The following is a 13,628-nucleotide window of genomic DNA, read 5'->3' as shown; positions in this document are numbered from 1 at the left end:
CTTTAACCATAATTTATGCATAACTTAGACTTGGATCTCGTCGAGATGTCGCTGGACGTCATCAAGTATGCCATCGGCCGAATATCCGACACGGATCCGAAGCTCGGTTTTCCGAAAACGGCGGAAGAGTTAAAGGCTCTGGTCGGCGAAACTGTAACGCCTGCGGGCATCGGCGGCGAAAAGGCGTTGGAGCTCTTTAAGGATGTTCTGGTCAAGGCAAGCGTCCCGATCGATCATCCACGTCATCTCGCGTTTGTCCCGGCGTCACCGACGCGGGCAGCGGTGATGTTTGATCTCGTGACGTCGGCGACGAGCGTTCACGGTGCATTTTGGCTTGAGGGGGCCGGTTGTATATTTGCCGAAAATCAGGCGATGGAATGGCTCGTGTCGCTGACTGGAATGCCGAATGGCGCTTTTGGGGTTTTCACAAGTGGTGGAACGGAGGCAAATCTCTCGGCAATGGTCACCGCCCGGGAATATTGGCGCAGCCGCGACGAGAGCAAAAAGCATCAGCGGGGGATCGTCATAACCTCGAACGGGGCACACTCGTCGGTCAAAGCAATGGCAAAGGTGATTGACGCCGACGTGCTTCTTATCGAAACGGAAGATCGATTGGAGGGTACGCTTATTGCCGAAACCATTGCTCAAATGACGCCGGATAATCGCGGTCGGGTCTTTGCCGTCATTGCGACCGGCGGCACTACCAACGCCGGAATCATCGACGATCTTGCCGGCATTGCCGCAATTTGTAAGGCCGAAGGTATCTGGTTTCATGTCGACGCTGCATATGGCGGCGGAGCGTTGGCGGCCCGTTCGGTGCGGCATCTGTTTCGCGGCATTGAGGAAGCCGACAGTGTAACGATCGACCCGCACAAATGGCTTTTTTCGCCATACGACTGCGGTGCGATCATTTACCGCAACCCCAGTCTTGCAAAAAAGGCCCACGCTCAGGAAGGCTCGTATCTCGATATTTTCAGCGACGAAGGAGCGAAAGGGTTCAACCCTTCGGACTATCAGATACAACTTACGCGGCGTGTACGAGGGCTTCCACTTTGGTTCTCATTGGCAATGCACGGCACCGACCGGTACGAAACCGCTATCGAACGCGGAATTGAGTTGGCCCGGATCGCCGGAAAGTTGATCTCCGAAACCGACCATACGGAACTTGTTCGCGAGCCCAGTTTGTCGTGCGTCCTGTTTCGTAGATTGGGTTGGTCCTCCGAGGATTATGCGGCGTGGACATACAAAAACCATAAAGCTGGTTTCGCACTGGTCGCTCCAACCAAGACGAGGAACGGGGCGGAAACCGTTTCCCGATTCTGCTTCATCAACCCAGACACAACCGAGAAGGATATCAGGGACATTCTTGCGACGATGGCATAAATCGCCCGCGAATACGACTTCGGAAATCACGGACAATGCAACGGGGAAAAATGGCGACCCTTATCGAACTTTCACCCCGCGACTCGTTTGTTCTTAAACGCCTCCCAGCCCAATGCACTCTTTGTGCAGTATATCTCCGTTACCTTTCTAAAGTGATAACCCATCGCGGCGAGGGCGATTCCGTTTCCAAGACTGCGCGGATAATGCCTAATGACGCTGAATAAGTAATTCCAGAATCGAAGGCGTTCCCCGTCGAGCACTCCGAGTCTCATGGCTATTCTGACGAAAGACTTAATAACACCGCCGGTATTAACTCGCTTCAACTCTGTTGCATTGTTTCTTAGGCGTGATAAGCAATCCAGAGCACGTTGATAGAATTCCCGCGAGCTATAGATGTTTCTCAAGACGGATTTGTAGCCTTCGACCAGGCGTTCCCGATCCATTCTTGGAACAAAATTCAATGAACAATCCGTGTTATTCCCACTGCTTTCGTGAACGAGCCTGCCTTCACGCTCCAAACGCTTCCAAAGTTGCGTGTCGGGAAGGGCAGTCAAGAGCCCGACCATCGCAAGTGGAATTGCACTTTCACGGATAAAGTTGATCTGACGCTCGAAAATATCCTCCGGGTCGTTGTCAAATCCGACAATAAAACCGGCCATGACCTCAATCCCATAGCTTTGGATTTTTCGTACCGACTCAAGCAGATCGCGTTTTGTATTCTGAGATTTGTTGGCCTCTTTAAGACTTTCAGCCGCGGGCGTTTCAATACCGAGAAAGACACGGTGAAAACCGGCGGCTTGCATCATCTCAAGCAAAGCGTTGTCTTCGGCTAGATTTACACTCGCTTCCGTCAAAAAGGAAAAAGGAAAATTATGGTGCTCTGACCATTTGATAAGTTCCGGCAAAAATTTTCTAACCTCGCGTTTATTGCCGATAAAATTATCATCGACGATAAAGACAGTGCCGCGCCAGCCCGCAACTCGTAAAGCCTCCATTTCCGCCAACATCTGTTCGCTTGATTTGGTGCGCGGGATGCGCCCATAGATCTCAATGATATCGCAAAACTCACACGAAAACGGACAGCCCCGGGAAAACTGGACATTCATCGAAGCGTATCGATTTATATCAATTAAACAGAAATCCGGCACGGGCGTTAACAAGAGCGAAGGTCGCTCGGCTGCCTGATAAACACGCTTCGGCGAGTCGTTTTTCAAATCCTCAATAAACTCCGGCAAAGTTGTTTCGGCCTCGCCCACGAAAATAAAATCCGCTTCCGGCACGAGATCAGAGCTAGTCGAGACGTACGGGCCGCCAACTGCCACTCGCTTGCCAAGTTCTTTGCATAATTTTACGACTTGATCGAGTGATTCTTTTTGAACGATCATCGCGCTGAGAAAGACGATATCTGCCCATTCAATATCGCTTCTGGTTAGAGGTTCAACATTCATATCAACCAAACGCCGCTGCCAGGTTTCGGGCAGCATCGCGGATACAGTCAAAAGCCCAAGCGGCGGAAATGCGGCTTTCTTCCCGACAAACGACAGTGCGTGGCGAAAGCTCCAGTAAGTCTCGGGAAAAACAGGATAGATAAGCAGTACTTTCACAATTAATCAGGCCTCCCACGGAAAAGCTGAGTTCGGATTTCATACGCAGCAATAGAAAATTTGAAAACGTCGGGCTTGTCCCTAATATTTTCTCTCCGTAATTCAAATGTTATCAGGTATTTGCAGGCGCAGATGTAAGAGTTGTGTAATAGGTAAAGGGCGGTGAAAAACGACAAATTAAGCGACGAGCGTGCGTCGAAAATCCGGGTTGGGTAACCGTATTGATCGTAAAAAAAGGTGTAGAAGTTGCCCGATTTCGTTCGAATTATAGAGCGGCTCCCCCGCACTCAAATACTGGGGCGTCATCTTCCTCGAGCACGGGCAGAAATCGTTGCTTTTCCTTATCTTTATCCTTACCAACGCGTTTGAACAAGGCCGACCCGGCGAGCGATAGATACTCGATCCCTGAGTTGGAAAGTATCTTAGACATCTGCTCCGCGTATTTCGAAAGATGTTCGTCGATGAATGTTTTTGATGCTTTTGCAGTGACATCGGCACTCTCCGTATCAGAACATTCAAGGGCAAATACTTCTTTCAGCCGCAAGTAGGCAATAAAACCCGTTTCAACAGCTACATGATCTGGGACTTCGTTCGTCGTCGGTTTGTAAGAAAACGCATCATAAAAGCTAGCGAGCTCGGATAACATATAACCGGGTTGGACCCATCCGCGATAACTCACTTCGCGGCCGGGAGCGGGGCCGCCGGGCCCGAATATGGAATGAAAAAGTCCCTCTGACGCTTCCTTCCGGGCAGCCTTTGCGGCTCGCTTCAATCGCTTGTCTGAAACTTGTTTTCCAAGCATTTCGACTTGGTTTAACCAATCGCCGGTTGGACAGTCGAAAAGTAGGCTAATAAGACGCCATTCGGCCGCCTCAACTAGGAATTCTTTTTGTACACTAACGGTTTCCATTTTTATCCCTCATACTCGTCGGCCCAAAGTTAGTCATTATCCCGCTGGAGTTGGACAGATGCGGGCTTCGGCACTGAGATCGATCTGCGCTAAAAGGTCGCGTTTTTCAACATCGGTAAGAATCTCCTCAAGGATAGGATAGAGGAACTCAGTTTCACGCCTATCATGGTGGCTGCAAAGCCGCGTATAGAAAGCTTCGCGATCGAGAAGCTGCAGCAACGCCTTGTCTATGTCTGGCTCGCGTTTTAATTCAGCGGTCGTTTCTATGAACAGCTCGACAAACGATCGCATTTTCTCGTGGTCATCAAAAAAAAGCTTTGGAGCACCTGCTCCCGAGTACTTAGCACGGTCGGCATAAACCGGCAATAGAATTAGCTCTTCATCCTGCATATGACGGATCAATGTCGTTTGATACATCTCAAGCAATGTCAGTGCCTTATCAAACTCAAAATGAAGAAGTGCTTTCTGATGATCGAAGAACATCTCGTCGATCAGAATATGCACGTTCTTGAGATCTTTGATGTAGGTCATAGCCAACGTATTCGATCAATTATTTTAGAATGAGCGGAACCCAGCCCGTCCTCATCTTTCTTGCACCAATCTCGATGTGCGAACCTTCCCACACTGCAAACGCTATCTGCGACGGTGTCCCAATAGAGAAACCGACGGGAACCGGACGTGTAATTACGACCGCCCATCCGGTCTTCGTCTTCATGCCGTTTCCCTTTGAGATCGCGTTTGGGGCCGGAGACAGAGTGCTCGGACCCTCTGCTATCAGGTCTTCGACGGGTTGGTCACGCGGTCCTGCGCGGCGGTTTCCAAGTGCCCGAGCAGGTGCATATCGCAGAGCGGCTTCGGCTTGAGCCTGCGGATCGTTTTCCAGCGACTTAGCCTGAAAAGGATAGTGGTCGATAGACGCATTAGGATAGAGTGCGTTGATATTATCGGCCCGTCCCTCAACTATCGCTTGCCAATCTGCACGCCAGAAGGAGATCTCGACGGTTTTTCCGGCCTCGCCCATTTGAGGTGCAGGCACGTTTGGATCGACCTTTGCCGGAATCTGGACTGCGCAGCCGTCATTGAATTTCTTAGGGCCAGGCATGTCGTTCTGAGTTGCATCCGGCCATTCGAGCCGAAACGCTATCTCGGTGCCGTTCGTGATCGCTTTGACCTGAATATCAGGTGTTGACGGTTCCATAAGACGCGGCTCGACCAGATCCTGCAAGATCATTTTTGATGCGTGGAGCGAAACGTTGTCCCAGACCGGAGCACTCGGGTCGAGTGTGATCTCCTTGACCTGAGCAACGTTGACTTCGGACGTCGCAACTTGGGTCTTCTTGCACGACGCGGTTAGTAACAAGCTAAAAATCAGCAACGGAATAAAAAATCGCATATAAAACCTCCTCACGGGCAATTGGTGCGCGTAATCTGATAGAGCTTGTCATAAGCCGGGCGGATGTGTATCGGTTCTTTGAAAGGTACACTAACGAGTTCCTTTCCGTTCTCATCCATACCTATGGCCTTGTCGCCAACCCGTTTCCATTTGCGCATTATGGCCTCGGTCGAGCCGAATAGACCTAATAGGCTCGTAAGGTCCTGATCGTTCGGCGCATTGCGATAGACCTCGACGGCCTTGTCAACGCCGGGGCCAAACATCTGCTTCGTAAATGCAGTCGGAACGTGGATCGGTGGAATGTAGTAAACATTTGGCTCAAGCCCGAATTGCGGGAATAGCGGCAACGCCACCTTTTTGATGTGCACAAGGTAATCTATCGGATTGTCGGCCTGTGCTTTGTCCGGTGTGTTGATAAACCCCGCGACGCGGATCTTTCCGATACAATTAGCGAAACATTGCGGAGACAACCCTTGTTCGATCTTCGGATAACATGCGATGCATTTCTCCGATGTCGATGTCATCGGGTTGAAAAATACTTTTTTATACGGGCATCCGCGAACACATTCCTGATAACCGCGACATCGGCCCTGATCGACAAGCACGATACCGTCCTCGGGCCGTTTGTAGATCGATCCGCGTGGGCAAGACGCCAAACACCCGGGATAGGTGCAGTGATTACAGATCCGCGCAAGGTAATAGAACCACGCCATCTGATGTGGTATGTCGATGCTCGCACCGTGCTCGATGCCGCCTGCACAATCGTCTTCGCCGACGTTTGGATAGGCATAGTCTTCGGACTCGGGCCGCCAGCCGAGAACGCGTTCGCCGGCCGGTGCTGATTCAAAAATGGTGCTTCCTTTATAAACAGATTCGCCATTTTCCTCGCCCCAATTCTGACCATCGAGCAAACTCAGAAGGTTAAGATCCCAGGCGAGCGGATACGAGCCGTAGGGTTTACTCTCGACATTGTTCCAGAGCATATACTCCTGGCCCTTGCCTGAGGTCCAGGTCGTTTTGCACGCCAGCGTGCAGGTTTGGCACGCGATACATTTATTCGTATCGAAAACTGCGGCAAATTGCTTTTGCGGCCGGCTCTCCGGATACCAATAGGACATTTCTCGTCCGAGCTGCCAGTTATTTACGCGAGCCATAGTATTATTCTCCCTGTATTAATATTTCGTGCGTCCATCACTTTGAATTCGAAGTATTCCCATTCGTAACAGCTGAGCCACCCGATTTGATATGACGTCCCATGAGCGTCGTCCGTGTCACAACGACCGATCCTGCGACTGACAAAACCAAAGCCAGGAGGATGAACCAACGCGCCGATTCTGATTTGCGGTACAGCATTATCAAACCGAAAACGGCCGTCAGCCCCATACCCTCGATAAAAAGGAATGTAACTCTCGCGGCTTCCTGGTGCTGTCGGACGAGATCTCCCGTTGAGCCGACGAGTATTCCGCTGTCTCGTCCGGCGGCCTCTCCGCTGCCAAAAACCGCCACACTTACCAATGCGATAACAAAAAATATCCAGAGGCTTTTCCGTTTGATCTTGTCGTTTCTTCTCCAGTACCCGAGAATCAGCAACAACATGCCGATGATCGTCACGATCATTGGGTAATGGTTTATGAGTTGATGAAACTGTAAGGCGTCCATTTCGAACTCTATTTCTTACTGATAAAATCTCCGGCGATATAGCGTTTCATCGCATCTGACTCGTTTCTCGGCCGGATGCCGAGTTTGGTCGGACGCCACAGCGGTTCGTCCCCGATGCCGCCAGGTTCTGCCTTTGTGATCTTGATAAACGATTCACGCGGTGCTCCGGTCGGGCAATGAATGTCTGCCGCAAAGCCCTTACCCATGCCTTGCCCGAACATGCCCTTGCGAACAAGCGAATCAGTCATCCACGTCGGTTTGAGCCAACCGCGTGTCGCGGACTGATGCGAGCCTGAACGGAACATTGCCTGATAATTGGTACGCGGATTTTTTGCGAGCCCGTCTTTGCGCTCCCGCTGTCCTTGCTGCGACCCCGGCGTTGTGCCGTACATGTTGAACCACATGCGAGTCACGCCGCGGGGTGTTCCGGGGTAATATCTCGCCCGACAAAGAAGGCGGGCGAATTCGTAATTCTTCTTGTCCTTTTGCCACCCGCGGAACGGACGATCCTCGGGATCGGCATCGATCCACACATAATCACCGTCATTTACGCCGAGTTCCTGTGCGTCCGACGGATTGATGTCAACGTAACCCTCTGTCACAAAGGGCGAGCGTTTGTCGCGGCGATATATATCGCCGAACGGGCCGAACAGCATCGCGTTCATATCCGTGTCGATCGGCGTCGTATGCGAGCCGTGACGGAATTTCGGCGTATGGAAGATGAATTTGTAGTCGTCCTTGATCAGCGGATGAGCCGTTTGTTTTGCTTCGGCCCATGTGTAAACGACATTGCGACCGCATCGCGTTTCGCAACTCAGGTCATCGCGTTTTACACCGTAATCTTCCGGCGTCTTAGGCCGCATTGCTTCGTGCGGGGCCGAAATGATGATATTGGGTTCGTAAAAGGTCGAATCGACCGGCTCGCGGTGAACGGGCAGATTCTCACCTGCGTCAATAAACTCGTCCTCCTCGCGGTAAAATTCGAGCCGACCGCTCTTGGTGTACCACGGCGTCGAATCCGTGATCTGGTCGTAACCAACATTCTTTGGCGTCGTGCGGCTATTGATGACCGCCGGTACGCCATTGAGAGCTTTATCGTGCAGATCCTTGAACGAATAACCCTTGGTGTTGGTCGAATTATCGAGAATTCGCTGCAGATACACATCCGTCCGGTCCTCGCGGACGAATTTCCAATAGTCGTTAAACCGGTTGTCCCCGGTTAGCTCGGCGAGTTTTGACGCGACGGTTGCATAGACCTCGATGTCGCCAATCGTGTTAAAGATCCGCGGGATCGGTGTTTTCGGAAAAACGAGCAGGAAAGGATTTGTGACCGAGGCGGTCATATCGGGATGTTTTAATTCCGCCCAAGAATCGACACCGAATACGACATCCGCCCATTCGCATGACGTCGACCACCACCATTCGTTCACGGCGATCAATTCGATCTTCGGCAAGGCGTTGACGACCATGTTGTAGTGCCATTTGACGTTGCCGAGGATCGAATTTGCATTGGCAAACCAAAGCGATTTCGTCGGACACGGCATATGCGTTTTCCCCGTAAGAAGTTTGTTGCCGACGCGTAGCGGGTGATCTTCGTGATTGTAATAGTGAGCCGATTCCGCCTTCCAGTATTGTTTCGGCCGGGCCGGTTTTGTCTCGTCTAATTCAATGTCGAACGGGTTTTCATTGATATACTGCGGAGCTCCGTTAAAAAGCGCCGTTCGGTAATTTCCGGCGTACGAGCCGACATTTCCGCCGATCTTGCCGACGTTACCCGTCAGGGACGCAAGTAGAAAAACGTCGCGGTCCTTGTTATCGCTGTTAAAGAACTGATTCGGTCCCATCCCCAACGCAAATAGCGTGGTGCCAAAATCTTTTGCAAAAAGCCGGGCTAATTTTTGAACGGCATCTGCCGGAGCCCAAGTCAGTTCCTCGACCGTCTGCGGCGTGAAATGTGAGGCGTATTCCTTGACCAGATCAAAGACAGGCCGGCATTTTACTTTGCTGCCGTCAGCCAATGTCACCTCGACCGAGCCTTCGAGCATAGCTTCGCCGACCTTGGAATTTTTGCCGACATCATCGCGTGTAAGTACGGTCGGGGCATTCTTTTGGGTGTCCCACCAGACGTAATCACCTCATTCGATACGAAGTTTTTCGGGTACGACGTTTTGCGTCGTCTGTTGGATCGGCGTCGGTTCTTTCTCGCCCTCTTTCACAATAAAGGTATTTTTTAGCACGGCCGGATCGCCGCCGAAAACCTCGGCCGCTTTTAGATATTTGAGCGTATCCATCCGCACGAGTATTGGCAGGTCGGTCCATTGGCGGACGTATTCTTTGTCATACAGATTTTCCTGCATGATGACGTTTGCAAAACCGAGGGCAAGTGCCGGCGTAGTGCCGGGGCGAACAACGAGAACATCGTCGCCCTTTGTTGCCGTAGCTGAGTATTCGCAAGCGATGACCACGACGCGGGTGCCTTTCATTCGAGCTTCGGTCAGCCAGTGAGCATCCGGCATTTTGGTCGTGATCCAGTTCATTCCCCAGACGACGACAGTCTTTGCCTGTTCGACTGAATTGAGGTCAAATTCGACCGTCTGCTGGCCCGTCACCATCGTGTGCCCGGGCGGCAGATCGGTGTGCCACGAATAGTTGTCAAATCCTTTGCCTCCCATCGCCTGATCAGGCCCAACACCGCGAATATGCGAATCGAGCAATGCGATCGAATTCGCCATTCGGTACATCCCAAAAACTCGGGTCATTCCGAGCAGCGGCATGCCGCCGCGGAATTTCATCACCTGTGTACCAACGCCTTGTGTTGCTTCGATCACTGCTTCGTCGTAATGCTGTTCTTTGAGCTTTCGCTTGCCCTCATCGCCGGTGTAGGTTTCGGCGATGTTCTTTAGTGCAGCGGCGACAATGACGGCTCCTTCATCGTGCGACATTCGGACCCATTCGTCACGGGCTCGTTGGAAATATTCCTCGGGCGGACGCCCGTCGGCACCACGAGGGAATCCAGCCTCGTACCATTTCTTATATCCGGCGCGTACCATAGTTCCGTTAACACGCCGGTCACCGTAAAATCGCCTCGTCAGAGCCAAGCCTTTTTGACAGACACGCGGATCCCAGCGATGAGATTGTTTGTTGCCGAATAGGTCTGTTGCCTCACCATATTTCATCGTCGGCCCGATCCGTGTAATTACGCCTTGGCGAACATGTGCGTTGAGCAGGCAGTTATGCGTATCGTTCGGAGCACAGGTAAACGTGTAACGCGAGTCGTAGGCCCACAGATCGCGATAAACTTTTTCCCAGTCGCGGTTAGGATAGACGGCGAGCGGATTTGCGATCGCCTCAAGTCCCCAGGCATTCGTCGTCGAGGCAACCAACGCTCCAAACCCAGCAGCGGAGATCCTCGCCATAAACTCACGTCTCGAAATTTCTTTTTTCATAACATTCCTCGTATTCTGCTCAACTATTTGGGATTCAATGAACGTATATAAACCACGATCGACTCAATTTCCGCCTGCGTTAGGGCACGCCGCACGGGTGAAGGATTTGCAAAGCCCTGCATCACAGTTCCGCGTCGTCCCCGACCGATAATGCCGACAAGATAGGTGTCGGTGACGCTTGCGCGAAATATTTTGTTGCTCAGAGACGGGCCGTCGGCTCCTTCGCCCGTTTTGCCGTGACAGCCTGAGCAATTTGACGTGAATAGCCGTGCTCCGAGAGTCACATCGCCCTTAGCCCAGATCTGCGGCTTCGTATCCGGCTGCTGTTGACTGCTCCCGCCAAGTTGACGGATATAGGCGATCACACCGCGAAGTTCGTCGTCCGTAAATCCGTTTTCCCGATCGCCCCACGGCAGCATCGGCCGCCCGGGCCGTCCGTTCCGGATCGTCTGCAGCAGGAAATCGTCGGAGGCAAGCTCAAGAAAATCCTGCGAGGTGATCGAAGGGTAATTCGGCAATCCTGCAAACCGTCGGCCTTTACCGTCGGCTCCGTGACAGCTAGTGCAAACGGCCGTGTAGATTGTCTCGCCGTCTGACGCGAATTCCCGTGCTCCGAAACGCATTGCCTTGACCCGGTCCTTTGGCAAATAAGTATCAGGAAGGCTTCGTCGTCGAAGTGAAAGCATGTACATTGTCAGCAGATCGATTTGATTGTCGTTCAGGCCAAGTATCGGCATCTGCGAGCCCGGAACGGTCGAAACGGGTGAACGGAAATGCTGGACGATCCAATTTCCGAGCGTGTGTTCATTCTTAACGCTCAAATAGTTAAGTGTTCCGGGGTCCTTTTCCCCGACGCGGGTCAATTCAACTCCGGCATCGCCGCCAAAATTTCCGACCTTATGACAACCGGCGCATCCGACCGTATTGAATTGGGCTTTGGCTTCGATAAGTTTCGATGCGCCCATTTGAGTTTCTAAGAATATGCGGACGGATTCGCGATCGGCGTCGCTGATCTCACGAAAAGAGTTTTTCCAGAGTCCTTCGGTAGACTGCTTGCTTTTTTCCAGATGGCCCGCATACCAGTCTTTGTTGTAGCCCTTGATCCCGACATGGGAAAGGTCGGGGCCTTCCATTCCCGTCACGCCGCCGGGACGAAGTGTTCCTCCGCGATCCTCGATCCGGTGGCAGGCATAGCAGTCCAGCCTTTCGAACGTCTTTCTGACGGCTTCGAGTTTGTTGATGTTCGGAACATTTAGAGGCGTATGGCACGTGCCGCAGCTGGCGTATGCGTATTTTGCGGGAAGCATTGGCTCGCTCCAAAATTCAACGGTTCCGTGGGCATCCTCTTTTGTAGTCGCCTGGCCCTGTCCGCCATGACAGACCGTACAGCCAATCTCTGTTGGGGAATGAACGACAGGTTTATGGGGCGCTCCGACCGCCAGCCCGGTTGTGATCTGTTCGCCCGAGGCCATTCCGACGTGACACGTCACGCAGCGATCCGTCTTTCTCATCGAAGGATTTACTATTTGACGGAGCCGTTGATCAAGTGGTCCCTCTGAGGTGCTGGACGTCTTTTGTATCGCCTGCCATTCCTTAAAGTAATTCTCTGAAACAGCCGCTACTACAAGCAGGAGCAGGACTCCCAAACTTGAAAACATAAGCAAATACTTATTCTTGTTCATAGCGTCAGTGGGCACTCCATTCAGAAGGAGACCAGTAGAAATTCCAATTTGGACCGCGGAAGTAAGTGCCAATCACTGTCAACACGATAAATCCGCACAAAAAGCAGGTGAACAAAGCCAACGCCCCGGCACGCGTCGAGTTGTAACGCCGCACGCTCCATAGCGAAAAGGCAGCATAAAATAGCGTTAGCACCGTACCCGGGTTTACGATCGTTATAACAAGCTGTGGGATTTCGATGAACCACTCACGAAGCCAGCCAAATCTAATCGCGAATGCCTCGACCGCGATCGACGCAGCGAATCCAAAAAAGATCGACCATTTCACAAGCTTCCAGCCGCCGCGCCCACCGAACCACGTACCCGTCCCCTCGGTTTCGCGGTCCAAGAACGGGATCATCCCAAGGCCGAGAATGCACAATGCGGGTATCCCAATCCCGCCCGTAAATGCGGAGAATGAGACGATCTCTTGTAGCCCTAGAAAATACCACGGAGCTTTTGCCGGATTTTCGGGGATCAGGGATTTGCGAGTTCCTTGAGCGGTGCGTCGGAATACATCGCCAATGCGAGACATATCAATACCGTCAGCATCAGCACAGCCATTTCCGCATAGAAGAGGTGCGGCATCGACGGCAGAGTATTCTCGGGCCCGTTCCCCACGGCTGAGGTTTTGCCTTTGACGACCGCAGCAAGCTGATAGGTTTTTTGCGGAGTTTCGGTAAAAACAGGGTAGTTTTCTTCCTTGAGAGGCCCGACCAATTCGTCGGCATTTTTTGGACGAGCCAGCCCGCCGTCCTTACGTATCCTCCAGAAATGAACCGCCATTAGCATCACTATGCCGATGGGTAGGATCATTACATGAAGCAAGTAGAATCGGATCAGAGCCTCCTCGCCAACCTTGTCCGAGCCGAGCAGCAATTCACGCTGCAATCCGCCGATGTCCATCCATTGTGTAATGCCAATTGCGTCAGTTATTTCACGCGGTGATTGAGCGATATTCGCTCCGATCGTGATCGCCCAATATGCGAGTTGATCCCACGGTAAAAGATATCCGGTAAATGAAAGAGCAAGAGTTAAGACCAATAAGCCCCAGCCGATCAGCCAATTAAATTCACGAGGTTTGCGATATGCGGCAGTGTAAAACGCCCTGGCCATATGCAATATCACAGCGACGACCATCACATTCGCCGCCCAGCGGTGAATGTTTTGCATAAATCTTCCGGTGGGAACGACGAAATGTATATCTTTGATCGAGAGATATGCGACATCCGGATATGGTTTGTAATAGAACATCAGCAAAACACCGGTAACCAGCGTTATCAGGAAAGCGGCGGTGGTCATGATGCCGAGGCCCATTGTTGTGCTCCATCGAAGCGTCCAGAGATGGGTTCTGACGGAATGGAGATGCAAGAAGACGTTGCCGAAAACAAAGGTCGAACGGGTCCGGTCGGTTTTCGGCACACCGCTTCTGAATGTGACCTCAAGCATTCGGCGAGGCGCTGCCGTGAGGTTCTTCCAGAATTCGTGTAGGGCTGTGTGTTCGGCGGTTTTCAT

Annotated in this window: 10 protein-coding genes and 1 pseudogene; 1 reads left to right on the top strand and 10 read right to left on the bottom strand. The window is 52.0% G+C overall.

Annotation, left to right across the window (positions count from 1 at the left end; all coding sequences use genetic code 11):
* The first annotated feature begins 15 nt into the window (after positions 1 to 15).
* Entirely contained in the window at positions 16 to 1,383 is a 1,368-nt protein-coding gene (locus tag IPL32_17110; protein MBK8467537.1) for an aminotransferase class V-fold PLP-dependent enzyme, read from the top strand.
* 71 nt (positions 1,384 to 1,454) lie between these two features.
* Here IPL32_17110 and IPL32_17105 read toward each other — a convergent pair whose 3' ends face one another.
* From IPL32_17105 to IPL32_17060, 10 genes and pseudogenes are all read right to left on the bottom strand, one after another.
* A complete protein-coding gene (locus tag IPL32_17105; protein MBK8467536.1) occupies positions 1,455 to 2,987 on the bottom strand; it encodes a DUF4070 domain-containing protein in 1,533 nt (510 codons plus the stop codon).
* A 265-nt stretch (positions 2,988 to 3,252) separates the two neighbouring features.
* A complete protein-coding gene (locus IPL32_17100) occupies positions 3,253 to 3,897 on the bottom strand; it encodes a molecular chaperone TorD family protein (GenBank protein ID MBK8467535.1) in 645 nt (214 codons plus the stop codon).
* Between the two features lie 36 nt (positions 3,898 to 3,933).
* Positions 3,934 to 4,428 (bottom strand): hemerythrin domain-containing protein, encoded by a 495-nt coding sequence (locus IPL32_17095; protein MBK8467534.1) that lies wholly within the window; start codon positions 4,426 to 4,428, stop codon positions 3,934 to 3,936.
* A gap of 19 nt (positions 4,429 to 4,447) precedes the next feature.
* Positions 4,448 to 5,290 (bottom strand): hypothetical protein, encoded by an 843-nt coding sequence (locus IPL32_17090; GenBank protein MBK8467533.1) that lies wholly within the window; start codon positions 5,288 to 5,290, stop codon positions 4,448 to 4,450.
* Positions 5,291 to 5,301: 11 nt separating this feature from the next.
* A complete protein-coding gene (locus IPL32_17085) occupies positions 5,302 to 6,444 on the bottom strand; it encodes a dehydrogenase (GenBank protein ID MBK8467532.1) in 1,143 nt (380 codons plus the stop codon).
* A gap of 37 nt (positions 6,445 to 6,481) precedes the next feature.
* The gene (locus tag IPL32_17080; GenBank protein MBK8467531.1) at positions 6,482 to 6,949 is read right to left on the bottom strand and encodes a hypothetical protein; all 468 of its coding nucleotides are present in this window, start codon (positions 6,947 to 6,949) and stop codon (positions 6,482 to 6,484) included.
* Between the two features lie 8 nt (positions 6,950 to 6,957).
* A pseudogene (locus IPL32_17075) lies at positions 6,958 to 10,395 on the bottom strand (molybdopterin-dependent oxidoreductase).
* 23 nt (positions 10,396 to 10,418) lie between these two features.
* Entirely contained in the window at positions 10,419 to 12,077 is a 1,659-nt protein-coding gene (locus IPL32_17070; protein MBK8467530.1) for a c-type cytochrome, read from the bottom strand.
* A gap of 4 nt (positions 12,078 to 12,081) precedes the next feature.
* Positions 12,082 to 12,648, bottom strand: a complete 567-nt coding sequence (locus IPL32_17065) for a hypothetical protein (GenBank protein ID MBK8467529.1) — start codon at positions 12,646 to 12,648, stop codon at positions 12,082 to 12,084.
* Positions 12,591 to 13,628 carry a cytochrome b N-terminal domain-containing protein gene (locus IPL32_17060; protein ID MBK8467528.1) on the bottom strand — a complete coding sequence of 346 codons (1,038 nt, stop codon included), beginning with the start codon at positions 13,626 to 13,628 and terminating at the stop codon, positions 12,591 to 12,593. The genes IPL32_17065 and IPL32_17060 overlap by 58 nt, the downstream gene beginning before the upstream one ends.

This window comes from Chloracidobacterium sp. (genome assembly GCA_016711345.1).
In the GTDB taxonomy this organism is placed as follows: Bacteria; Acidobacteriota; Blastocatellia; order Pyrinomonadales; family Pyrinomonadaceae; genus OLB17.
This window is presented reverse-complemented; position numbering and strand designations above follow the sequence as displayed.